Genomic DNA, 20,178 nt, shown 5'->3' with positions numbered 1-20,178 from the left:
GCGGCCGGTGTCGCGTTCCCCCGTCCAGGCTAACCCCGGTGCGGCGGCGGCACGCGTCCGCCGGGCACCGCACCGGCTCCGGCCGCCGCGCGCCGGAGGTCAGACGTCAACGTCAGCGACGCGGGTCGGCGGGGTCGGGCGTGAGGGCGGCGGCCGCCGCGAAGAGGCGGGCGCAGCGCCGGGTCATGGCCTCCGGGGACTGGTCGGGGTGCTTGATCCACCAGCGGACGAGGGTGGCGACCAGGTCCCGCCAGACGTACTTGAGCGCGTCGGCGTCCAGCGGGTCGTCGGATCCGGCCGCGCGCAGCAGGTCGGCGGTGCCGCCGGCGGCGAGGGAGTCGATGGCGGACCAGTACTCGGCCGCCCGGCGGGCGGCCGCACCGCCGGGCGGCAGGGAGGTGTCGTAGAGGACGAACCACGCCTCCCGGCGGCCCTCCAGGGCGGTGAAGAGGCTGTGGAGCACCCGCAGCGGGGTGTGGGCGGTGGTGCCGCCGTCCGGCTCCATCGCGGTGCGGATGGTGTCCAGCAGGCGGTCCCCGACGGGGACCAGGCAGGCGAGGTGCAGGTCCTCCTTGGTGCCGAAGTACTGGTGCAGCAGGGTCTTGGTGACGCCGACGCGTTCGGCGATGGCGGGGAGGGAGGCGGCGGCGTAGCCGCGGGTGCCGAACTCCTCCGTGGCGGCGGCCAGGATCTGCTGCCGGCGGTGCTGCTGCGGGACTCCCTTGGTACCGGCTTTCGAGCGGGGGGTTGCCATGGGCGGATATTATCAGTAGGTAATTTACCGCAAGGTAAGTTCACGTCCCGCCACCCCTGGAGCGCCCCCATGCCCGGTACGAGGCCGCAGCCGACCCCTGCCACGCGCACCCGTTCCTGGTGGGGGTGGGGATGGTCGGACGCCCACCCCGGGGACGCGGAGTGCGCCGCCATGGGTGCCCTGGTGCCGGGCACCCTCGCCCACCCCCTCCCCGTCCCGCGCGTCCGCGACCTGGACATCGAGCGCCCCGCCGTGCAGCCTCCCGCCGGCCTGGCGCACCTGGTCTCCACCGCGCCCGAGGAGCGGGCCGCCCACGCCATGGGCAAGGCCTACCGGGACGTCGTACGGGCCCTGCGCGGACGCCCCGGACGCATCCCCGACCTGGTCGCCCGCCCGACGGACGAGCGGGAGGTGGCCGACCTGCTGGACTGGGCCGGCGAGCGGCAGGTCGCGGTCGTCCCGTACGGCGGCGGGTCCTCGGTCTCGGGCGGTGTCGAGTACCGCGGCGACGCCCACGACGCGGTGCTGTCCCTGGACCTGACCGCCATGGACCGCGTCCTGGAGGTGGACGCCGTCGGGCGGGCGGCGCGCATCCAGGCCGGTACGCTCGGCCCGGGCCTGGAGGACCAGCTGCGGCCCCACGGGCTGACCCTGCGGCACTTCCCGCAGAGCTTCGAGTTCTCCACGCTGGGCGGCTGGCTCGCCACCCGCGCCGGCGGCCACTACGCCACCGGGCGCACGCACATCGACGACTTCGTCCAGTCCCTGCGCGTGGTCACACCGGCCGGCACGAGCGCTTCCTGGCGGCTGCCCGCGTCCGGCGCGGGCCCCTCCCCCGACCGGCTGTTCCTCGGTTCCGAAGGCGCACTCGGGGTGATCACCGAAGCGTGGGTGCGGCTGCAGGAACGCCCCGCCCACAAGGCGTCGGCCTCCCTCGCCTTCACCGACTTCCACGCGGCGCTGGAGGCGGTCCGCGCCCTCGCGCAGTCGGACCTGTCCCCCGCCAACTGCCGGCTGCTGGACGCCGGAGAGGCGGCGCTGTCGGGTGCCTCGCACGACGGTTCCGCCGTGCTCGTCCTGGGATTCGAGTCAGCGGACGGACCGGTCACCGCCCGGCTCGGACAGGCCGTCGACCTGGCCCGCTCCCACGGCGGCCGACACGGCGGCCCGGGCGGGACCGGCGGCGCGGACGACGACGCGGCCGTGAGCGCCTGGCGGTCGGCCTTCCTGCGGATGCCCTACCTCCGCGACGGGCTGGCCCGGATGGGAGCCGTCGCGGAGACCTTCGAGACGGCGGCCACCTGGGACCGGATCCCCGGCCTGATCGAAGCCGTCCGCACGGAGGTCGGGGAAGCCGCCCTCAAGGCCTCCGGGCACCCGGCGATCGTCAACTGCCGACTCACCCACGTCTACCCCGACGGTGCGGCGCCGTACTTCACGGTCCTCGCCGGCGGGCGCCCCGGCGACGAGGTGGCCTTCTGGGACGACCTCAAGGCCGTGGCGAGCGACGTCCTGCACCGCCACCGGGCCACGATCACCCACCACCACGCAGTCGGCCGCGACCACCGCCCCGGCTACGACCGCCAGCGCCCCGACCCCTTCGCGCTCGCGCTGCGCGCCGCCAAGGGCGCACTCGACCCGCGGGGCATCCTCAACCCGGGCGTACTCGTCGACTGAGCGGCAGCGCGCGGCGGCGGGCCGGAAGATGACCGGGGCGGGCGGCGTACGGTACGAAGACTCCTGTGAAGGAACAGATCCAGCCCTCGACCGTTCGTGTGTTCATAGCGCTCGCCCCGCCCGACGACGCCAAGGAGGAGCTCGCCCGGGCGCTGCGGCCCGCCTATGCGGCGTACCCGGGCATGCGGTGGAACCGCATCGAGGACTGGCACATCACCCTGGCCTTCCTCGGAGAGCTGCCGGTCGGCACCGTCCCGCTCCTGCGTCCGCCGCTGGCGGCCCTGGCGGCGGGCCGCAGCCCCGTCGAGCTGGCGCTTCGCGGTGGCGGCCACTTCGACGAGCGGGTGCTGTGGAGCGGCGTCGACGGCGACCTCGAAGGCCTGCACCTGCTCGCGTCCGAGGTGCGCGCCGTGGCCAAGGAGTGCGGTGTCCCCTTCGAGGACCGCCCGCTGCGCCCCCACCTCACTCTGGCCCGCACCCGCCGCAACGATCCCGCGTGCGTGGTGGAGGCGGCCGCCGGACTCGCCGCGTTCTCCGGCCGCCGATGGCGGGCCGCCCGCCTGCACCTGGTGGGCAGCAACATCGGCCGCGGCCCCGGACCGATCCACTACCGCGACATCGAGGCCTGGAGCTTCCGCCGGCGCGACGAGGGCCCGGTCGGGGACGATGGCCGACAGGCCCCTGGTGTGTCGGACGACGGGGCCGCCGCGCCGTGACGGGGCGGTATCTGGTGACTTGCCCGGGCCGGGTGGGTGGACCACGCTGAGCCCCGGACACGAGGATCGCCGGCGGTCCCGGATCGCGCACCGACGGTTCCCGCGCCGCGCCGGTCTGTACGCCGGACGCCCACGGAACGGAAGGCTGGGCCATGCGGAAGCTGATCTACGGCATGAACCTGACTCTGGACGGCTACATCGCCGCCCCCGGCGACGACATCGGCTGGAGCGGACCGCCGAGCCAGGAGCTGTTCCGGTTCTGGCTCGACCAGGAGCGGGCGAGCGCCCTGACCCTGTACGGGCGCAAGCTGTGGGAGACGATGAGCTCCTACTGGCCGACCGGTGACCAGAGGCCCGACGCCGCCCCGGCGGAGGTCGATTTCGCGCGGAACTGGCGGGACACGCCGAAGGTGGTGTTCTCCTCGACGATCGACACCGTCGGCTGGAACGCCCGCCTCGTCACCGGCGACGCGATCGCCGAGATCACCCGTCTCAAGGCCGAGGACGGCGGCCCGATGAGCATCGGCGGCGCGACGCTCGCCGGGGCGGCCATGCGCGCCGGGCTGATCGACGAGTACGTGATCGCCACCCATCCGGTCCTGATCGGCGGGGGCACGCCGTTCTTCACCGCGCTGGACAGCTGGGTGAACCTCACCCTGGCGGAGACGCGGACGTTTCCCGGCGGCGTGGTCATGACCAGGTACGAGACGAGGCGCTGAACCGATCCGGAACCCGGCACGCGGCCGGGCGGCGCCAGTTGAGGCGTCGTCATACCGTCCGGGCGGCGGGGCACGCTCGCGGTGCGGCGGCGGGGAGACGGCGCCGCCCCTGCACGCCGCGGACCCGCGCAGGGAGCCACGGGAACCGGGGAAACGCAACTTCGACAGGCTCGGCACGGGCCGTTACCTTCACCTGGTCTTCGGCGATCGTGCACGGTCGCACGGGGCTTCTTCGGGCCGGCCACCCGCGACGGGACCGCCCGGAGAGCCACCGAACCGGTCCCCACCAGGCACCCCACACCAGGGAGAGAAGCGTGCCCCGTCTTGCGCTGTACACATTCGGAGTCCTGAAGTCACCTCTCGCCGATCCCGGACCGCTCACCCGCGAGTTCTACGACACCGGCGAGGCCGTCTACCGCGGGATCGGCCGGCACCCCGGATACCTTGCCCACGCCGAGGCGGCAGCCGGTGACCGGGGCGCACACTTCGGAGCGGACTGGGGCGCATGGGGAGAGTTCTGCGTACCGGCCTGGTACGGCAAGGGCCGTACGGTGGAAACCACCGCCCTGGCCACGACGCTCTCGCTCTGGACGGGCGTGCGCCCGGCCTTCGACGCCGTCTACACCGGTCTGCACCGAGGGGCTCTGAACAGGCGTCACGACTGGTTCGAGAGGACGGGGCACCCGGGCCACGTGTTCTGGTGGGTGTCCGACGAGGTGATACCGACCTGGCAGGACGGGGTTTCCAGGCTGGAGCACCTGCACGGTCACGGCGCCGCTCCGTACGCCTTCACCTTCCGCCACCCGTTCGCCCCGGACGGAAGCCCGGCCAGGGCCACGGCTCGCTGACGAGGAGGCCGGAACGGCTGGGTTCGCCGGCAAACGCCTCACTCCACTGGCCGTTTCTGGGACAGTGGCCCGTGTTCCGCAGCCACTCGGAGGGGTAGCCGACATGCCAACTGTTCCCGAGGGCGGGCGCGTCGGGGCCGCGAACGCGCCCGTCGCCCACATCGTCGGCGTCCACCTCCGGGAGGCGCGGCAGGAGGCCGGCCGATGACGGCTCCGCAGCGGCACCTGCTTCCGGTCGACGTCCACCTCCTGCTGCGCCGTGACGGCGGCCGCGGCCCCGAGGTCCTGCTGTCGCGGCGGGCCGGCCCGGTGTACGCGACCGGCATGTGGCATCTGCCGTCCGGCCACCTGGAGGCGGACGAGGACTTCGTCGCGGCCGTGATCCGGGAGGCCCGCGAGGAGACCGGGATCGTCATCGCGACGGCGGACGTACGCGCCGCGGTCACCGTGCACCACCGGCCCCCCATGGGCACGTCGTCCCGGCTCGGCGTCTTCTTCGAGGTGCGTCGCTGGTCCGGCCGGCCCCGCGTGATGGAGCCGGACCGGTGCGACGGCATGGGCTGGTACGCGCTGGACGCGCTGCCGGCGCCGATGGTCGCGTACTGCCGGGCCGGGCTGGACGCCTACCGGGCCGGACTCCCGGCAGCCGTCCACTTCCAGCGGCCGGGCGAGCCCGTGGAACACCGGGACGGCGATCCGGGCCAGGCGGACCCCGGCCGCACCGGGATCCGCCGCGGCGCCGCGGCAAGCACTCCGCGCGCTGTGGGAGGCGAGGGGACCCGGCTGGTGGTCGTCCGGGGCAACTCGGCGTCGGGCAAGTCCTCGGTGGCGGCGGGGATCCGCGACCGGTTCGGCCGCGGTGTGGCCCTGGTCGGCCAGGACAACCTGAGGCGCACCGTGTTGAGGGAGCGTGACGTGCCCGGCGGCGCCAACATCGCACTGATCGACACGGTCGCCCGCCAGGCGCTGGACGCCGGCTACCACGTGGTGGTCGAGGGCATCCTCCACGCCGACCGGTACGGCGACATGCTCCTGGACCTGCTGGGCGACCACCGCGGCGTCTCCTGCTGCTACTACCTCGACGTCCCGTTCGAGGAGACGCTGGCCCGCCACGCCTCCAAAGCCGATCCCGGGCTCCTGGCCCAGGTCACCGACCGGGAGCTGCGGGCCTGGTACCGGGAACGGGACCTTCTCCCCGGTGGTGTCGAGACCGTCGTAGGAGCCGACAGCGCCCTCGCCGAGACGGTCGGGCGGATCATGCGCGACACGGGTCTCGCGGGGCTCCCGGCCCGGGCCGACTGACAACTGGGCGGAAGCAGGCATAAGCACCCACAACCGTGGTAGACGCCCTGCATACCGGTTCGACAAGAACCAGGAGGTAGTCATGATCGTTCTGGGCGTCATCCTGCTGATCATCGGCTTCGTCACGGGGATCTCGATCCTCTGGACGATAGGCGTGATCCTCGTCGTCATCGGCCTGGTGCTCTGGCTGCTGGGCGCGCTCGGACACGCCGTGGGCGGCCGCAAGCACTACTACTGACGCCGGGCATTCCTGGCGCTCCCGGCGGACCGGCCGCGCCCCGCGCACCCGATCAGGGGCGGAAGCGCAACGGATGGTCCGCCGGGACCTCCACGACGGCGATGTGTACGCCGTCCGGGTCTGCGATCCACATCTCGATGAGTCCCCATGGCTCCCGCAGCGGAGGCCGCAGTACCTCCGCGCCGCGGCTGTGCAGCTCCTCGTACGCCGCCTGTACGTCGGCGACCTGGAGCCACAGCCGTAGGCCGGGCGCGGGCGGCGCGTCTGCGCGGCCGGACACTTCCAGGAAGCCACCGCCCATGAAGTAGACCGTGCCGCGCTCGGGTCCCGTTCCGAACTCGCGGTATACGGCGAGGCCCAGGGTCTCACCGTAGAACGCGCGGGAGCGCTCCGGGTCCGTGGGACGCAGCAGGATCCTGCTGCCCAGTACGTGCACCATGCCCCCACCCTCGCGCACGGGTCGCCCCGGCGCACGTACGTCACCCCGCTCCCTCCGGCCGCTTCGTGCCGCCGCGTCCGCGTCGGCGGCCGCGGGTCCACGCCCGCAGCCGGCCGGTGTGCCGGGTACGGGCGTTCTGGTCCAGTTCCTCCAGCAGGCGCTGCGAGCGCTTCTCCACGCCCAGCTCGTCGAGGACCCGGTCGATCTCGGCGAGCAGCGCACCGCACAGCTGCCAGTGCTCGGGGTCCTCACGGGCGGAGGCCAGCAGCAGTTCGGCGAGCCGGTCGCGATGGGAGCGGGCCACGGCCAGTTCGCCGGTCAGGCGCGCCTCGGCCTCTTCGGCGTTGGCGCTGACCTGGGCGGTGATCAGCTGGGCGAAGCTCTCCACGGCGATCGCGGTGTGCCGCAGCACCTCGCGCAGGGCCGCGGCGGTCGGGGGCTCGAACAGCGGGCCGTCGGGGCGGGCCTTGGCCAGGTCGGTCAGGGTCCGGCAGGCCACGCGGAGGACCACCGCGCAGATCTCCAGGGTGTCCAGCCCGGTGCGCAGCACCAGTCGGAAGAGCAGGCCCTCCTTGACCCGCGGATTGAGCCGGATGCTGTCCTCGGCCTGCCGTAGGGCGGTGTCGACCTGCGCGATGTCGTTGTCGAGGCGGCGTGCCTCGTGCAGCCGTGCGGCGGCCTGCTCGACCTTGCCCGGGCCGAGGGACTCCTCGCCGAGATGGTCGAGCAGGCGGCTCATGCGCTGGGCGAGATCGGTGATCGCGTCGCCCGCCGGGCCGATCCAGAGGGGTGGCGCGAGGAGGAGGTTGACCAGCAGTCCGACCACCGCGCCGATGACGGTTTCCAGTACGCGGTCCCAGGCGGTGTCCGCCACCTGGGTGACGCCGAGGACGAGCATGGCGCTGATGGCGACCTCGGGCACGAACTCGTCCACGCGCACCAGATGGCCTACCACCAGGGAGGCGAGGATCAGCAGTCCCAGGCTCCACCAGGTAAGGCCGACGAGGGCGCTGAACCCGATCGCGATCAGAACCCCGACGACCACCGAGTTGACCCGGCGGATGCTGGTGGTCAACGTGGAGTAGAGCGTGACCTGGACGACGAGCAGCGCCGTCAGCGGCGCGGTCAGCGGGTTCGGTTCGCTGCTCAGGCGCAGCGCTACGACGTAGCTGATCACGGCCGCGGCCGTGGAGCGGAGCGCCTGGACGGCGACGGGCTCGCGGCGGCGCCGTACGACACGGGTGGCGAAGCTGCTGATCGTTTCCGACATGACTGGGCATCTTCCCAGCCAGTGGCGGATGACGCGTCCCGGGGCAGGTGGGCCCGGCCGTGTCGGAAGTGACGGGTGGGGTAGGTGGAGGAAGTCCGAAGTCCGCGTCGATCGGATGTGCGAGGGAGCGACAGCCATGAAGGGTACGCAGGACAGGCCTCAGGAGCCGGTCGGAGGCCGCGAGGAGCAGCAGCAGGAGCATCCGGGTCCGGACCCGGTGCACCCCGAGGCCAGCAAGCCGGTTGCCGGCAAGACGCCGGAGGAGCTGCGGATGCGGCAGGAGCGGAAGATGTCCCACCCGTCGGATCGGGACCCGCAGTGACGTCGCCGGCCCGGGGCCGCAGGCCGGCGCCCGGGCCGGGTCAGGATTCCCCGGGGCCCTCGTCGTAGGTGCCGGCCTCGACCTCCAGGGCGAGTTCCTGGAGTACCTCGATCGAGGAGACGTCCGTACGTCCGTTGTCGTGGGCGATGGCGAGGCTGGTGAAAGCCAGGCTGAAGCCGGACACCATCGTGTGCAGGGCCGGCCCGAGCGCTTCCGCCACCAGGGTCGCCACCTGCTGCGGTGACGCGTCGGCGGGCACGCTGATCGACGGCAGCATCTCGTTCAGGAGCTGTGTGGCCACTCCGGAGGTCTCGGCCGGGGTGTCCGCGTCCTCGCCGGCCTCGGCTGCCCGGCGGATGTCCTGGGCCTCGGTGAGGATGCCGATCACTCGCCTGAGTACGTCTGCGCGTTCCATCCGGGGAGCGTATGCCGCCCGGGACCGCACCAGCCGCAAGGGAGACCGCCATGTCCTCGGACCCAGCGCCGCACACGACCGGGTGCCGACTGCTGCTGGTACGGCACGCCAAGGCGGTGCCCAAGGGTGATCCCGCCAATGACTTCGAACGCCCCCTGGGCGAGCGCGGCAAGGCCGACGCCCCCCGGACGGGCCGCTGGCTGGCGGACAACGGCTACAGGGCGGACCTGGCCCTGTGCTCGCCCTCGCGCCGGACACGGCAGACCTGGCAGCTGCTCGTCCCCGCCCTGCCCGACCCGCCCGACGCCGTCTACGACGACAGGCTCTACAACGCGGAGCCGAACACGCTGGTCACCGTGGTGCGGGAGCGGGGGGCGGGGCTCGGCTGCGTGGCACTGGTCGGCCACAACTCCGGTATCCACGAGCTTGCCACGGCTCTGTGCGGGACCGGGCCGGCGGAGCTCCTGGAGCAGCTGCGGGACGGGTTCCCCACCTCCGGTGTCGTGGTGGTGGACCTCGCGGGCGGCTGGCAGGACCTGGTCCTGGACCGCGGCCGCGGGCACCTGACCGCCATGTGGTCACCGGCTCACTGACTGACCGGCGTCCGACCGCGGAGGGGGGCGGGACCGGCCCTCAGGCGTCCCGGTCCTCGGCGGGCGGCAGGTCCTCGACAGGCGGCAGGTCCTCGACGACGTGGACCGCGGCCTCCTCGGCCGAGGCGGCGCCGCCGTCGATCCCGACGTCGCGGGCCAGTACGGAGATGTGGCGCTGCGGAGCCGAGTCGTCCACCGCGGCGAGACGGCCCGCCCGGTCCGGCCCCGCCAGCATGGGGTCACCGGCCTCGTCGGCGATCTCGTCCTGGTCCGACACCTCCGGCTGCTCCCGCGCCAGGCGCTGTTCGAGTGTCTCGCCCGTGTGCCCCTCGGCGGCGGTGGTGCCCCTGTCGTCGACCGCGAGGGGGCGGTCGAAGGGCACGTACGCGGTGTCGAGGGTGTCGTCGAGGCCCGGTTCGTCGAGGGTGTTCTCCAGGTCGGGCTGCGCCTCGGCGGGCTCGTCGGTCTCCTGCGGCTGGTAGACCTCGTCGCCGTAGGTCTCGTCGGCGCTCATCATCGCGGTTTCTCCGATCTTTCCGGGTCGGTGTGCCGCCGGGTGGGGGCGCACCGGCCCCCGGTGCGCTCAGCCGGGCACTGAGGCGTCCAGGGGGAAGGCGCCGCTCGAACCGGTGAGTTCGAGCAGACGCAGCAGCTGGTGGCTGGGGGCGGCCAGGTGCAGGACATGGCCCGTCCGGGCGCCCTGCCGCTGGGCGTCCAGCAGCGTGTTGAGGCCCGTGGAATCACAGAAGGAGGAATTCCGCAGGTCGACGATGATCTCGGCGCCCGGAGGAGCCTGCGACAGGGCGGCGGCGAGCGTCTCGCGCAGTTCGGCCGCGTGGTCCAGGTCCATGTCACCGCTCACCTCGACCACGTAGTGGTCCTGGTGCCCGGCCCCGGCGTCGGTTTCCGGTACGGGCGCGTCCTCGGTAGCCATGGCGTACCTCCTCGTACACGGTGCGCCTGCCCGGCGCGGTACCTCTCAACCGTCCCGACCGGCCCAGACTCCTTCCGGTACGACCACCGGACGGCCCGGCCGGCCGACGGCCCGCCGGGACGACGGCCCGACCGTCGTGCCGTCCTACCGTCCATGGGACCGCGCAGCGGCGCCGGGCGCATACTGGGCGCATGGCGAGCCCGACGACGGCCGTCCGGCGGCTCAGGCGGCAGGCCGGCGAGGCGGTCTTCCTCCGCGTCGCCGGACCCGACGGAGCCCGAAACCGGGAGCGGATCCACTCGACTCCCGGACCCCGCTGGTTCGCCCCGGGCCGGCCGGTCAGGCAGGTCCACGGGAACGCGTCGATGTTCGTCGGCGGCCTCGCCGCCCTGCTGCTGCAGTCCCTGCACCCTGTGGCGATGGCGGCCGTGGCGGCGCACTCCGGGTACCGCGGCGATCCCTGGGGGCGCCTGCACCGGACCAGCACCTTCCTGGCCGTCACCACCTTCGGTACGAGCGCTGACGCCGAGGCTGCGGTGGCGCGCGTCCGGGAGGTGCACGCGCGCATCCGCGGCCGGACGGCCGACGGCGTACCGTACCGGGCCGACGACCCGGAACTGCTGGCCTGGGTGCACGTCGCCGAGGCGGAATGCTTCCTGCGCGCCCATCAGCGGTACGGCAGGCGTCCGCTGGATCCGGCGGGCTGCGACGCCTACCTCGCCGACACGGCACGGGTGGCCCGGGCGCTGGGCGCGGACCGGCCGCCGCAGGACATGCGCGAACTGGCCGCGCGGATGGCGGGGTTCCGGCCGTGCCTGCGGGCGACGGCCGCGTCCCGGGACACGGCCCGTTTCCTGCTGACCGATCCGCCGCTGCCGGGGGCCCCGCCCGGATGCCGTACGCGCTGCTGGCGGCGGCGGCCGTGGACCTGCTTCCGCCGTGGGCGAGGGCGGCCGTCACCGCCGGTTCGGGTTCCGTGGCCGAGCGGATCCCAGGCCCGGCCGCCCGCGCGGGCGGGCATGCGGTGACCCGGGCGATCCGCTGGGCCCTGCCGCCGGCTCCCCGCCCGCTGCCGTACGGCTGAGCGGCTGAACCGCTGAGCGGCTGCCGGGCCGCCGGGCCGCCGCCTCAAGATCGTCGCCGCCGGCCGGGGTGGGACACTGGGGAAGGGCAGCCGCCCCGGACCCCCCGGACCCGACCGGACCCCGACCCCGCCACCCGACCGGAGAAGTGAACGATCGATGACGCCCCGGCTCCAGGAAGGCCAGCGGGTCACGCTGGCGGCAGATCTCAGGCTGGCCGGGACGGTCGTCGCGGCCGAGGACTCCCCCGCCGGCGAGGGCACGGCAGCCGGCTCACTGGCCCTCGCGTCGGGCACCGCCGGCACCGTCGAGCGGGTGGACGCGCCCCGGGAGCGGGAGCAGAGCCACGCGGTGCGCGAGTACGTTCGCCTCAAGGCGCTCATGGACGACTTCGGGCACCAGATGCCCCCCGCGAGCAGGCAGCAGCTGGCGGAGCAGATCACTTCTCTCGAACCCGAGTGGATCGCGCACGGGGAGCACGGACCTCGGGTGGCGGTGCGCGTCCGCCTGGACAACGGCTTCGTCCTCGACGGCGCCGACGCGGACCTGTTCGCTCCCGCCGGCCCGAACCGCCCCTCCTGACCTGCCGGTACGGGCCCGTACGACGGGCCCGCGCCCGGGGCCCCTCGGCAGGGGCCCAGGGTCGGCGGCCGGCCTGCCTGGCACCCGTTCGGCTGCCGCGTTTCACTGGAATGTGCCGCGACAGCGCGCCCGTGCGGGGCCCCTTCCGGTCGCCGGGATCCCGCCGGTCCTACGCCGGGAGGTTCCGTGAACACGCCCACGCCGCCCCGTTTCGACCCGACCCGCGTCCCCCATCTGCTGGGGTCGTTCACCCCGGTCTCGGAGGAGGTCGACGTGGCTGACCTGGAGGTGACGGGCCGGCTCCCGCCCTCGCTGGACGGCCTGTACCTGCGCAACGGCCCCAATCCGCGCTTCACCCCGATCGGCTCGTACCTCTACCCCATCGACGGTGACGGCATGCTGCACGGGGTCTGGGTGAGCGGAGGCCGCGCCCGCTACCGCAACCGCTTCGTACGCACCCCCGCGCTGGAGGCCGAGGAGCGGGCCGGACACGCCCTCTGGGGCGGCCTGGAGTCCATGATCATGCCGACCGCCGACCAGGTCGGTGCGGAGCTCGCGGGCACCTTCCGCGACCTCCCGGACATCAACGTCGTCCGGCACGCCGGACGGCTCCTGGCTCTCGCCGAGTCGGCGTGCCCGTTCCGCATCGACGCGGGCCTGGGGACCGTGGGCCGCGAGGACTTCGACGGGGCACTGCCCGCCGGTATCACCGCCCATCCCAAGGTCGATCCGCTCACGGGCGAGATGACCGTCTTCTGCTACGGCCTGGAGCCGCCCTACCTCACCTGGTCGGTCATCGGCCGGGACGGCGCCGTCACCCGTGGGCCCACGCCGGTCGACGGGGTGGACGAGCCGATGATGATCCACGACATGGCCCTGACCGCCCGCTACGCCGTCCTCGTGCTCGCCCCGGCCTTCTTCGACCTGGCCGCGGCGATGGCGGGCGGCTCGTTCCTGGCCTGGCGGCCCGAGCGGGGCACCCGCGTGGCGCTGATCCCGCGCGACGGCGGGCCGCTGCGCTGGGCGTCCGACGAGGCGTTCTGGCTGTGGCACACCGTGAACGCCTACGACGACGGCCCCGGTGAGGAGGCTCCCGTGGTCCTCGACTACGTGCAGTGGAGCAGGCTCACCGTCGGCGGCGCCGCGGGGGCGTCGGGCGAGGCCGTGCGCGGCGGCCTGGTGCGGGCTCGTGTCGACCCGGTCGCCGGGCGCATGGTCCGTACGCCGCTGGACGACGCCCGGGTGGAGTTCCCGCGGGTGGACGACCGGCTCATCGGCCGGCGCCACCGGCACACCGCGCTGGCCACCGAGACCGGGCGGGTGGACCTGCTGCCGGGCGAGTACGACGCCGTGCGCTGGTACGACACGGAGACGGGAAGCTCCCGCGTCTGGGAGGCGGGTGACCTGTCGGTCGGTGAGCCGGTCTTCGCCCCCGAGCCCGGGCGGGATTCCGAGGAGCACGGCTACTGGCTGACCTTCGCCACGGATCGTACGGACGGATCGAGCTGGTTCCTGGTGATCCCCGGCGAGGACCCCGCGGCGGGGCCGGTGGCCCGCGCCCGCATTCCCGTCCGGGTGCCGCTCGGGCTGCACGGCTGCTGGCTGCCCACGGAGTCGTGAACCCCGCTCCTGTCCTCCCATCCTCCCAGTGACGTTTCTGTGGTGAACCGGTTGGGCCATCAGGGTGAGTAAAGCGTTGGCCAGCCGAGCTTCCGCACTTTCCCAAGGAATGATCTACATCAGGTAAAGAGCCCTGGTGGCGCGGCTCTCTGCCCCTGTGTCGATGCGCTCCTCGGAGGACTGACGATGACTTACGGGAACAAGCTGCGGGAACAGATCGCGATGCCGGGCACCACGCCGCTCATCGGCGTGTACGACATGTACTCGGCTTCGGTGACGGCCGCGCACTACGACGGGATGTTCGTGTCCGGCTTCGGGTTCGCCGCCTCCTACTACGGGCTGCCGGACATCGGGTTCATCGCCTGGCCCGACATGGTGGCCTTCGTCCAGCGGCTGCGCGGCGCCTTCCCGCGCCACCACCTGCTCGTCGACATCGACGACGGCTACGTGGACGCCGAGGTGGCCTGCCACGTGGTGGAGGCGCTGGAGCGGACGGGCGCCTCCGGCGTCATCCTGGAGGACCAGAAGCGCCCGCGGCGGTGCGGGCACGCCGACGGCAAGCAGGTGCTTCCGCTGGCGGAGTACCTGGAGAAGCTGGAGATGGTCCTGGCGGCCCGTAAGGACCTGGTCGTCGTCGCGCGGACCGACGCGACGGAGGAGGCCGACATCCTTCACCGCGCGCAGGCCCTGGCGGCGACCGACGCGGACGTCGTACTCGTCGACGGGGTGCGCAGCGTGGAGTGGATCAAGCGGATCCGCGAGGTGGTGGGCGACAAGCCCCTGCTGTTCAACCAGATCGCCGGCGGCAAGTCCCCGCGGCTCTCACTCGGCGAGCTGACCGAACTGGGTGTCGACGTGGCCATCTACAGCACGCCGTGCCTCTTCGCCGCGCACAAGGCGATGGACACCGCCCTCGCCGAACTGCGGCTCGCCGACGGGCGGCTGCCGGCGGCGGACGGCGGCGAGGAGGTCGGCGTCGGCGAGTCCACGAGGCTGCTGACGAACAACATCTCACGCCACCGCCCGGTGCCCGTGGCACGCGAGAGCGTGCAGGTGTGACGGGCGCGCGCATCAGGGCCGCGGCCGCGCTCGCGGTGGCCCTCGTCGGCTGCGGCGCGAGCCCGGCCGCCGCGGGCGGCAGCCTGATCACCGTCATCGACAACTCGCACTCCGACTCCGTGGTCGAGGTCGACCGCGCGGCCAACCTGCAGAGCGGCAGCGGGACGGCCGGCAGCGACCACGACGGCAGCGCCGGGGTGCTCGCCACCCTCGTCGAGACGGTGCGCCCCGGCGGCGGGGGCGAGAACGAGCACGAGGACGAGGACGACTGACGGGACCGGCGGGACGGCGGACCTGCGGCACGGCCAGGAGCGCCGGCGGGACGGCGGACCGGCCGGTGGCCATGCGTCGGTCCGCCCCTGGCAGGCCACCGGACCCGGACCTCTCGGGCGAGGTGGCCTGCCGGGCCAAGTGCGGCCGGCGCGGTGACATGCATGCGGGAATCCGCCGTGCGTGCCACGCTGTTCACAGGCCTCGGGGACGGCAGCCCGCGACGAACGGAGCGCGCTGTGAACGGTCCGTACCCCTCCGCCCCGCTGCGCCGCGGCATGGCCGCCGTCTGCGCCGCCCTCCTGTTCGTGGCACTGGCCTCCGGTACCGCGACCGCTGCGGCCCCGACCCCGCCCCCCGCTCCCACGCCCTCGCCGACCGGCGGCGGGGACGCCGGCGGGCTCGACCCGCGCATCACGGAGATCATGCGGAAGCCGGAGTACCGCAACGCCCAGTGGGGTCTGTTGCAGACCGGTCCCGACGGCCGCCGCGTGGTGCACAGCATGTACCCCGACCAGTTCTTCGTCCCCGGGTCCACCGCCAAACTGGTCAGCGTCTCCGGCCCGTGGCACACCCTCGGCTCGGAACACCGCTTCGTGACACCCGTCTACGCGGTCGGCGACCGCAGCGGCGCCACCCTGACCGGCGACCTCGACCTCGTCGCCCAGGGAGACCTGACCATGGGCGGCAGGACGCGCCCCGACGGCACGGTCGCGTACACCGACCTCGACCACACCTACGCCAACGACTTCACGGGCGCGACCCTGACCCCGGAGAACCCCCTCGCCGGGATCGACGAGCTCGCCCGGCAGGTACGCGCCTCCGGCATCACCCGCGTGGCCGGGGACGTGATCGTAGACAGCCGGCTGTTCGCCCCCGACCCGGTCCTGGACCCGACCCCGACACCGCTGATCATCAACGACAACCTGATCGACCTCCTGACCACTCCCGGGGACAGCGCCGGCGCCGCCGCCCGGCTGGACTGGCGGCCGAAGGTCGCCCCGTACCAGGTCAGCTCCACGGTGAAGACCGTCGCCGCCGGGAAGCCGACGGACATCACGGTGACGGCCACCGACGGCGGCACCCGGATCCGGCTGTCGGGCACGATCGCGGCCGGCGCCCAGCCACTGCTGCGCACCTCCCCCGTCACCGACCCGGCCGCGTTCGGGCGCGCCGCGCTGATCCAGGCACTCGAACGGGCCGGGGTGGACGTCACCGCGGACCCGGCCGGCCCCAACCCGGTCGCCAGGCTCCCCCGCGACTACGACGGCCGCCCGCGGGTGGCCGCGTACACCTCCCCGCCCTACGCCCAGTACGCCAAGCTGATCCTCAAGGTCAGCCACAACCTGGGCGCCAACCTGGGCATCTGCCTGATGGCGGTCACGACCGGCAGCCGCCAGTGCGAGGACGGCTTCCCGGTCCTCGCGGACTTCCTGGACGAGGCGGGCGTGGACCGCGGTGAGCTGCAGTTGGCGGACGGCAGGGGCGGCAACCCGGCCGACCGGGCCACGCCCGCCGCACTGGTGCAGATGCTGGCGTACTGGCAGCGGACCCCCGACGCCCGGCTCTTCCGCGAGGCGCTGCCCATCCTCGGTGTCGACGGTCTGCTGGCCTTGAACTGCCGCGAATGCCCGGCGCGCGGGAAGGTGTTCGCCAAGACCGGTGCGGCGGTCGGAGAGGACGCGCTCAACGACCGGCTGGCCGTCGGGGCCATCACCATCGCCGGATACCTGGACCGGGGCGGCGGCCGCTTCGACCCCTTCTACGCGGGTGTGAACGGCGCTTCCACCCCCGGCCCGGACACCCAGGACGTGGTGGCCATAGCCGACGACCTGGCCATGATCGCCGCGTACCTGCAGGAGGCTCCGCGACCTACGCCCTGACGGGCGGCCCCGGTGGCCTCGGCTGTCGGGCGGAGGCCTACCGGCGGGCGGCCGTGACCAGGTAGTAGTCGAGGATCTGCTGCTCCCAGGCGGCCATGAAGTTCCGCGGCCAGGTGCCGGGCGCCCAGAGGCGGGCGAGCCAGCGGTCCCAGCCGGGCCAGACCTGCGGGCCGATCGAGTCGGCCCGGACGTCGTCGAATCCGGCTTCGCGCAGGGCGTGCGCCAGCCGGGACACGGGCCGGGCGATGTCGAGTCCGCTGGCGAACGTCTCCAGCAGGCCCGCGAGCCGCTTCTCCGGGTCGGGGGCTCCCTCCACGCTGAAGAAGCCGGCGACCGCGACCCGCCCGCCGGGCCGCAGCACCCGCGCCGCCTCCCGGGCGAACGCCGGCAGGTCCGGGAAGTGCTGGACCGCCTCGACGCTGTACAGGCAGTCGTACTGCGCGTCGCCGAGCGGCAGGCTCTCGGCCGCTCCGAGGACGAAGGACAGCCGCCGCGGCTCGGCGGCGAGCAGCGGCGAGTTCGCTTCGCGGGCCCGACGGAGCTGCTGGGGGTGGACGTCCACACCGGTGACCGCCGCGGGGCCGTACTCGTCGAGGGCGAGGGCGCACCCGAGGCCGAGGCCGCAGCCGACCTCCACGGCGCGGCCGCCGTCGGGGGCGAGCGCGTCGAGCACATGACGGTAGAGGTCCTGCTCGCTTCGGATCCGGTCCGCCTGCGAGAGCGGCCCTTCGAGGTCGACGGAGTGCCAGTAGCCGAAGTTGATGAACCCTCCGGCGAACACGGGCACGGCGCTGAGATCGGCCGGCCCGTACGTCTCCCACACCTCGGGCCGTACGGCCGGAGCGGGCCGCTCCGCAGGGTCCTCCGCCGGCATGCCACCGCCTCCTCGTGACGGGGGCGACGCACCCCCGGGCCTCCAGTGTGGCCCCTGAAGCCCCGTCAGGGCAGGGCGCACGGGGGGCGCGCCCCTCTGCCCCGACCTGGACGTGGCGCCTGACCCGGCAGTTCGGGGACAGGACCTACGCTGACGGCATGGATCATGCCGGAGCCGCCGCCGGAGCCGCCGGAGGTGCCGATTCGCCCGCCGACGTGGCGGCGGCGGCCGCCGCCCGGCTGAAGGAGCGGCTGTACGCGACCATCACCATGATCTCGGTGGTGATCGGTCTGGCCGCCTCGGAGCACGCGGGCGCCGCCGGGACGGCGGCCACGGTGCTGACGGCCGCCGTCGGACTGTGGATGGCGATGCTCGTCGCGGACCAGCAGGCCCACCGCGTCGTCCACGGCCGCCTCGCCACCGGGGCCGAGTTGCGGCACATGCTCTGGATCGGCAGTCCCCTGCTGCTGTCCGCCGTCGCCCCGTTGATCCTGATCGCCTCCTCCGCACTGGGGGTGATGGACCTGCGGACCGCCCTGTACGCCTCGGCCGGCGTGAGCGTCGCCGGGCTCTTCGGCTGGGGATGGTACGGGGGCGTACGCATGGGCAGCGGCGCCGCCGTGGCCCTGCTGGCCGGGGCGCTCGACGCGGCGATCGGCCTGGCGGTGGCCCTGGTGAAGGCAGCGGCCGGACACTGACCCCTTCCGTCGACCGGATGGTTCGCCGCCCGCCGAAACCATCGGGCATCCTGGACGTATGAACGAGTCACTTCCCGGGCCCGCCGCGTCCGCCCCCGGCGCCGCGGACGCCCCGGCTCCCGCCGCCCGGCTGGCGGCCTTCGCCGCGGCACTGGCCGACGAGACCCGGGCCGCGATCTGCATGACGCTGCTGGAGGGCCGCGCATGGACCGCCGGCGAGCTGGCCCGGATCACGGGGGTGGCGCCCTCGACCGTCTCCGGACACCTGAACCGGCTGCTCGATGCCGGCATCTGCGTGACCGAGCGGCAGGGCCGGCACCGTTACGTCCGCGTCGCGGACGCCGCGACCGCCCGCCTGCTGGACGAGCTCGCCTCGTACGCCATCCCGGACCGGGACACCCCGCACGCCGTGCCGGTCGTCAGCGCACCGGATCCGCTGGCCAGGGCCCGGACCTGCTACGACCACTTCGCCGGGCGGCTGGGCATGGCGGTGACGGATGCGATGGAACGGCGCGGGCTGCTGCGCACGGACGGCGTGTTCGAGCTGACGGAGGCAGGTCGCCTCTGGTGCGCCGAGGCCGATGTCGACCTCGCGGGCGAGGGCCGCAGGCGGCCGGCCGGCTCCTGCCTGGACTGGACCGAGCGGCGCCGCCATCTGGGCGGCCTGGCGGGGGCGGGGCTGTGCGCGCGGGCGCTTGCGGAGGGCTGGGTGGTGCGCCCGCCGGGCGGCGGGCGGGCGCTGGAGGTGACCGCGGCCGGCGAGCGGGCTTTCGGCGGCCTCCTGGGGATCACCTCCGGTGACTGGTCCTGAGCCTGCGGTGAGCCGGCCTGGGCCACTTGGGCCCCGAACCATATTTCGGTGGATGCCGAAATGTTGTGGTCGTATGGTGGTGGCATGACGTTCCGCTCAAGTCCGATACCGCCCGGCGTCCTCACCGTCGGCGCGGTCACCTTCACGGTGTTCGCCTGGGCCTCCGCCTTCGTCTCCATCCGCAGCGCGGGGACGGCGTACTCCCCGGGCGCCCTGGCCCTGGGCCGGCTGCTGGCCGCCTCGCTGGTGCTCGGCGTCCTGCTCCTGATCCGCAGGCAGGGGCTGCCGCCCCGCGAGGCCTGGCGCGGGATCCTCATCTCCGGTGTGGTGTGGTTCTGCGGCTACACGGTCGCCCTGAACTGGGGTGAGCGGCTGGTCGACGCCGGCACGGCGTCCCTGCTCGTGAACACCGGTCCCGTCCTCATGGCTCTGCTCGCGGCCCGCCTGCTCGGCGAGGCGCTGCCGCCGCGCCTGCTGGGCGGCATGGCCGTCTCCTTCGTCGGGGCGGCGGTCGTGGGCCTGTCCATGTCCACGGGCGACGGCGGCTCCACCTCGCTCCTCGGAGTACTCCTGTGCCTGCTCGCGGCGATGGCCTACGCGACCGGCGTGATCGCCCAGAAGCCCGCCCTGTCGTACGGAACACCCCTCCAGATCACCGCCTACAGCTGCATGGTGGGCGCCGCGGTCTGCCTGCCCTTCACGGGACGGCTGCTCGACGAGCTTCCCCGGGCGCCGCTGTCCGCGACCCTGAACATGGTCTACCTGGGCGTGGTCCCCACCGCCCTCGCCTTCACCACCTGGACCTACGCCCTGGCGCGCATGCCCGCAGGCCGGCTGGGAGCGACGACGTACGCCGTCCCGGCCATCGTCGTCCTGCTGAGCTGGGCCCTGCTGGGCGAGGTACCTGCCTGGCTGACGCTGCTCGGCGGGCTGCTGTGCCTGGCCGGCGTGGCGGTCTCCCGGTACGCCCCGCGTAACCGCACCCCGCGGACTCCCGTCGACGGCTCTTCACCCGCCCCCAAGAGAGAGGTGCGCGGGGTGCACGACAAGGGGGCAACGGGATGATCTTGAC

The 20,178-nt window shown here is 73.7% G+C and carries 23 protein-coding genes and 2 pseudogenes; 18 read left to right on the top strand and 7 right to left on the bottom strand.

The window, feature by feature from the left end; all coding sequences use genetic code 11:
• Positions 1 to 112: 112 nt before the first annotated feature.
• Complete coding sequence (locus tag BSL84_RS31370; protein WP_030030737.1) at positions 113 to 754, bottom strand: TetR/AcrR family transcriptional regulator; 642 nt, start codon at positions 752 to 754, stop codon at positions 113 to 115.
• Positions 755 to 823: 69 nt separating this feature from the next.
• On the opposite strand from BSL84_RS31370, the gene BSL84_RS31365 reads away from it, so the two are divergent.
• The 7 genes and pseudogenes from BSL84_RS31365 (at position 824) to BSL84_RS36690 (ending at position 6,254) form a co-directional block, all read left to right on the top strand.
• Positions 824 to 2,431 carry an FAD-binding oxidoreductase gene (locus BSL84_RS31365; protein WP_075971733.1) on the top strand — a complete coding sequence of 536 codons (1,608 nt, stop codon included), beginning with the start codon at positions 824 to 826 and terminating at the stop codon, positions 2,429 to 2,431.
• 65 nt (positions 2,432 to 2,496) lie between these two features.
• On the top strand, positions 2,497 to 3,147 hold the full coding sequence (thpR, locus tag BSL84_RS31360) for an RNA 2',3'-cyclic phosphodiesterase (RefSeq protein ID WP_075971732.1): 651 nt from the start codon (positions 2,497 to 2,499) through the stop codon (positions 3,145 to 3,147).
• A gap of 152 nt (positions 3,148 to 3,299) precedes the next feature.
• Complete coding sequence (locus tag BSL84_RS31355) at positions 3,300 to 3,866, top strand: dihydrofolate reductase family protein (protein ID WP_045322735.1); 567 nt, start codon at positions 3,300 to 3,302, stop codon at positions 3,864 to 3,866.
• A gap of 314 nt (positions 3,867 to 4,180) precedes the next feature.
• Positions 4,181 to 4,714, top strand: coding sequence for a DUF3291 domain-containing protein (locus BSL84_RS31350; RefSeq protein WP_045322734.1), 534 nt, complete (start codon positions 4,181 to 4,183; stop codon positions 4,712 to 4,714).
• A 204-nt stretch (positions 4,715 to 4,918) separates the two neighbouring features.
• Positions 4,919 to 5,245, top strand: a pseudogene (locus BSL84_RS37240) (NUDIX domain-containing protein); the annotation flags it as partial.
• A gap of 231 nt (positions 5,246 to 5,476) precedes the next feature.
• Positions 5,477 to 6,016 (top strand): AAA family ATPase, encoded by a 540-nt coding sequence (locus BSL84_RS37235; RefSeq protein ID WP_030028378.1) that lies wholly within the window; start codon positions 5,477 to 5,479, stop codon positions 6,014 to 6,016.
• Positions 6,017 to 6,098: 82 nt separating this feature from the next.
• Positions 6,099 to 6,254 (top strand): DUF6131 family protein, encoded by a 156-nt coding sequence (locus BSL84_RS36690; RefSeq protein ID WP_199816197.1) that lies wholly within the window; start codon positions 6,099 to 6,101, stop codon positions 6,252 to 6,254.
• A gap of 52 nt (positions 6,255 to 6,306) precedes the next feature.
• Here BSL84_RS36690 and BSL84_RS31335 read toward each other — a convergent pair whose 3' ends face one another.
• Both BSL84_RS31335 and BSL84_RS31330 read right to left on the bottom strand, forming a co-directional pair.
• Positions 6,307 to 6,693: a VOC family protein gene (locus tag BSL84_RS31335; protein WP_030028376.1), complete on the bottom strand. Its 387-nt coding sequence runs from the start codon at positions 6,691 to 6,693 to the stop codon at positions 6,307 to 6,309.
• A 40-nt stretch (positions 6,694 to 6,733) separates the two neighbouring features.
• Positions 6,734 to 7,963 carry an FUSC family protein gene (locus BSL84_RS31330; RefSeq protein WP_075971731.1) on the bottom strand — a complete coding sequence of 410 codons (1,230 nt, stop codon included), beginning with the start codon at positions 7,961 to 7,963 and terminating at the stop codon, positions 6,734 to 6,736.
• Between the two features lie 136 nt (positions 7,964 to 8,099).
• Here BSL84_RS31330 and BSL84_RS31325 point away from each other — a divergent pair, with 136 nt between their 5' ends.
• A complete protein-coding gene (locus BSL84_RS31325; protein WP_051873168.1) occupies positions 8,100 to 8,285 on the top strand; it encodes a hypothetical protein in 186 nt (61 codons plus the stop codon).
• A 40-nt stretch (positions 8,286 to 8,325) separates the two neighbouring features.
• On the opposite strand, the gene BSL84_RS31320 is transcribed toward BSL84_RS31325, so the two are convergent.
• Entirely contained in the window at positions 8,326 to 8,700 is a 375-nt protein-coding gene (locus BSL84_RS31320) for a hypothetical protein (RefSeq protein WP_030028373.1), read from the bottom strand.
• Between the two features lie 50 nt (positions 8,701 to 8,750).
• On the opposite strand from BSL84_RS31320, the gene BSL84_RS31315 reads away from it, so the two are divergent.
• Positions 8,751 to 9,293, top strand: coding sequence for a SixA phosphatase family protein (locus BSL84_RS31315; RefSeq protein WP_075971730.1), 543 nt, complete (start codon positions 8,751 to 8,753; stop codon positions 9,291 to 9,293).
• 40 nt (positions 9,294 to 9,333) lie between these two features.
• Here BSL84_RS31315 and BSL84_RS31310 read toward each other — a convergent pair whose 3' ends face one another.
• Together BSL84_RS31310 and BSL84_RS31305 are read right to left on the bottom strand one after the other, a co-directional pair.
• Positions 9,334 to 9,810: a DUF5709 domain-containing protein gene (locus BSL84_RS31310; RefSeq protein WP_324616558.1), complete on the bottom strand. Its 477-nt coding sequence runs from the start codon at positions 9,808 to 9,810 to the stop codon at positions 9,334 to 9,336.
• 66 nt (positions 9,811 to 9,876) lie between these two features.
• On the bottom strand, positions 9,877 to 10,227 hold the full coding sequence (locus BSL84_RS31305; RefSeq protein ID WP_052680605.1) for an STAS domain-containing protein: 351 nt from the start codon (positions 10,225 to 10,227) through the stop codon (positions 9,877 to 9,879).
• 191 nt (positions 10,228 to 10,418) lie between these two features.
• Here BSL84_RS31305 and BSL84_RS31300 point away from each other — a divergent pair.
• The 6 genes and pseudogenes from BSL84_RS31300 (at position 10,419) to dacB (ending at position 16,723) form a co-directional block, all read left to right on the top strand.
• Positions 10,419 to 11,311: pseudogene (locus tag BSL84_RS31300) on the top strand (oxygenase MpaB family protein).
• A 157-nt stretch (positions 11,312 to 11,468) separates the two neighbouring features.
• Positions 11,469 to 11,891 carry a hypothetical protein gene (locus tag BSL84_RS31295; RefSeq protein WP_045322729.1) on the top strand — a complete coding sequence of 141 codons (423 nt, stop codon included), beginning with the start codon at positions 11,469 to 11,471 and terminating at the stop codon, positions 11,889 to 11,891.
• 186 nt (positions 11,892 to 12,077) lie between these two features.
• Positions 12,078 to 13,511, top strand: a complete 1,434-nt coding sequence (locus BSL84_RS31290; RefSeq protein ID WP_075971729.1) for a carotenoid oxygenase family protein — start codon at positions 12,078 to 12,080, stop codon at positions 13,509 to 13,511.
• A gap of 186 nt (positions 13,512 to 13,697) precedes the next feature.
• Positions 13,698 to 14,570 carry an isocitrate lyase/PEP mutase family protein gene (locus tag BSL84_RS31285; protein ID WP_030031300.1) on the top strand — a complete coding sequence of 291 codons (873 nt, stop codon included), beginning with the start codon at positions 13,698 to 13,700 and terminating at the stop codon, positions 14,568 to 14,570.
• Positions 14,567 to 14,842, top strand: a complete 276-nt coding sequence (locus BSL84_RS31280) for a hypothetical protein (RefSeq protein WP_199838771.1) — start codon at positions 14,567 to 14,569, stop codon at positions 14,840 to 14,842. The genes BSL84_RS31285 and BSL84_RS31280 overlap by 4 nt, the downstream gene beginning before the upstream one ends.
• 237 nt (positions 14,843 to 15,079) lie before the next feature.
• Entirely contained in the window at positions 15,080 to 16,723 is a 1,644-nt protein-coding gene (dacB, locus tag BSL84_RS31275) for a D-alanyl-D-alanine carboxypeptidase/D-alanyl-D-alanine-endopeptidase (RefSeq protein WP_234308464.1), read from the top strand.
• 37 nt (positions 16,724 to 16,760) lie between these two features.
• On the opposite strand, the gene BSL84_RS31270 is transcribed toward dacB, so the two are convergent.
• Complete coding sequence (locus BSL84_RS31270) at positions 16,761 to 17,597, bottom strand: class I SAM-dependent methyltransferase (protein ID WP_030031017.1); 837 nt, start codon at positions 17,595 to 17,597, stop codon at positions 16,761 to 16,763.
• A gap of 158 nt (positions 17,598 to 17,755) precedes the next feature.
• Between BSL84_RS31270 and BSL84_RS31265 the strand changes: the two genes are divergently transcribed.
• From BSL84_RS31265 to BSL84_RS31255, 3 genes are all read left to right on the top strand, one after another.
• Positions 17,756 to 18,295, top strand: a complete 540-nt coding sequence (locus tag BSL84_RS31265) for a hypothetical protein (RefSeq protein ID WP_234308463.1) — start codon at positions 17,756 to 17,758, stop codon at positions 18,293 to 18,295.
• A gap of 58 nt (positions 18,296 to 18,353) precedes the next feature.
• Complete coding sequence (locus tag BSL84_RS31260) at positions 18,354 to 19,106, top strand: ArsR/SmtB family transcription factor (protein WP_075971728.1); 753 nt, start codon at positions 18,354 to 18,356, stop codon at positions 19,104 to 19,106.
• A gap of 84 nt (positions 19,107 to 19,190) precedes the next feature.
• Complete coding sequence (locus tag BSL84_RS31255) at positions 19,191 to 20,171, top strand: DMT family transporter (protein WP_045322726.1); 981 nt, start codon at positions 19,191 to 19,193, stop codon at positions 20,169 to 20,171.
• Positions 20,172 to 20,178: the final 7 nt, after the last annotated feature.

The sequence above is a fragment of the Streptomyces sp. TN58 genome (genome assembly GCF_001941845.1).
In the GTDB taxonomy this organism is placed as follows: Bacteria; Actinomycetota; Actinomycetes; order Streptomycetales; family Streptomycetaceae; genus Streptomyces.
This window is presented reverse-complemented; position numbering and strand designations above follow the sequence as displayed.

Coding starts and splice junctions, on each gene's coding strand:
- BSL84_RS31315 (WP_075971730.1), top strand. CDS start 8,751: ATGTCCTCGGACCCAGCGCCGCACACGACCGGGTGCCGACTGCTGCTG.
- BSL84_RS31305 (WP_052680605.1), bottom strand. CDS start 10,227: ATGGCTACCGAGGACGCGCCCGTACCGGAAACCGACGCCGGGGCCGGG.
- BSL84_RS31320 (WP_030028373.1), bottom strand. CDS start 8,700: ATGGAACGCGCAGACGTACTCAGGCGAGTGATCGGCATCCTCACCGAG.
- BSL84_RS31295 (WP_045322729.1), top strand. CDS start 11,469: ATGACGCCCCGGCTCCAGGAAGGCCAGCGGGTCACGCTGGCGGCAGAT.
- BSL84_RS31255 (WP_045322726.1), top strand. CDS start 19,191: ATGACGTTCCGCTCAAGTCCGATACCGCCCGGCGTCCTCACCGTCGGC.
- BSL84_RS31355 (WP_045322735.1), top strand. CDS start 3,300: ATGCGGAAGCTGATCTACGGCATGAACCTGACTCTGGACGGCTACATC.
- BSL84_RS31330 (WP_075971731.1), bottom strand. CDS start 7,963: ATGTCGGAAACGATCAGCAGCTTCGCCACCCGTGTCGTACGGCGCCGC.
- BSL84_RS31265 (WP_234308463.1), top strand. CDS start 17,756: ATGGATCATGCCGGAGCCGCCGCCGGAGCCGCCGGAGGTGCCGATTCG.
- BSL84_RS31285 (WP_030031300.1), top strand. CDS start 13,698: ATGACTTACGGGAACAAGCTGCGGGAACAGATCGCGATGCCGGGCACC.
- BSL84_RS31365 (WP_075971733.1), top strand. CDS start 824: ATGCCCGGTACGAGGCCGCAGCCGACCCCTGCCACGCGCACCCGTTCC.
- BSL84_RS36690 (WP_199816197.1), top strand. CDS start 6,099: ATGATCGTTCTGGGCGTCATCCTGCTGATCATCGGCTTCGTCACGGGG.
- BSL84_RS31325 (WP_051873168.1), top strand. CDS start 8,100: ATGAAGGGTACGCAGGACAGGCCTCAGGAGCCGGTCGGAGGCCGCGAG.
- BSL84_RS31370 (WP_030030737.1), bottom strand. CDS start 754: ATGGCAACCCCCCGCTCGAAAGCCGGTACCAAGGGAGTCCCGCAGCAG.
- BSL84_RS31260 (WP_075971728.1), top strand. CDS start 18,354: ATGAACGAGTCACTTCCCGGGCCCGCCGCGTCCGCCCCCGGCGCCGCG.
- BSL84_RS31310 (WP_324616558.1), bottom strand. CDS start 9,810: ATGATGAGCGCCGACGAGACCTACGGCGACGAGGTCTACCAGCCGCAG.
- BSL84_RS31270 (WP_030031017.1), bottom strand. CDS start 17,597: ATGCCGGCGGAGGACCCTGCGGAGCGGCCCGCTCCGGCCGTACGGCCC.
- BSL84_RS31335 (WP_030028376.1), bottom strand. CDS start 6,693: ATGGTGCACGTACTGGGCAGCAGGATCCTGCTGCGTCCCACGGACCCG.